The organism is Parerythrobacter lacustris (assembly GCF_024626475.1).
Lineage (GTDB): Bacteria > Pseudomonadota > Alphaproteobacteria > Sphingomonadales > Sphingomonadaceae > Parerythrobacter_A > Parerythrobacter_A lacustris.
Genome location: NZ_JANKHH010000010.1, coordinates 1 through 574, shown reverse-complemented (window position 1 = coordinate 574; position 574 = coordinate 1). Strand labels below are relative to the sequence as shown.

At 52.8% G+C, this 574-nt stretch carries 1 protein-coding gene; it reads right to left on the bottom strand.

The features are described 5' to 3' along the window. Positions 1-57: 57 nt before the first annotated feature. On the bottom strand, positions 58-429 hold the full coding sequence (locus NSO95_RS15245) for a hypothetical protein (RefSeq protein ID WP_257597196.1): 372 nt from the start codon (positions 427-429) through the stop codon (positions 58-60). Between the last annotated feature and the right edge of the window lie 145 nt (positions 430-574).

Below are 574 nucleotides of genomic sequence, written 5' to 3'. Positions count from 1 at the left end.
CTCGCTCAGCAAATACGGATAATCCATAGCCAACGCCTCCTTGACGCTGCCATTGAATCAACCAACCATGCCTCTTGCAAGCGATTTAATAGGTCCTGACCCTAACTGAAGCTCAGATACCGGCGTCACGTGGTGAGCCTCAACATATGGCTCGCCGTTTGCTTTGACGAAGCTGATCGGATCGTGCCCCAGAACTTCGCATAGCTGACAACGGTACCCATTGAGTTTCTTGAGTTTTTGTCCGATCGAACCGCGTTCGATTTGTTTGCTTACCTTTTCCCGAACTTCCGGCCGCTTCAGGGCGTCCCGTTCCTGATCGATCACATCGAGCGCGTCGGTTTGCGACTTATTCTCTTCTTCTTCGGTCGGCGCTTCGGTCGGTTTCAGGGATTCTGCCCAATTGCGAATGCTCTGCTCTCGTTCGTTCAACTCCTTTCGCCATGGAATAGCGGCTTGCCCGGGTAAGGTTTGAATAGCCCCGAGTTTTCTAGACGCCTTCGGTGCTCATGTTTTGCTGCCGTTCGAACTCGACGGGCGACAGCATCCCGTTCCTTACATGCTTTCGTATCGGGTT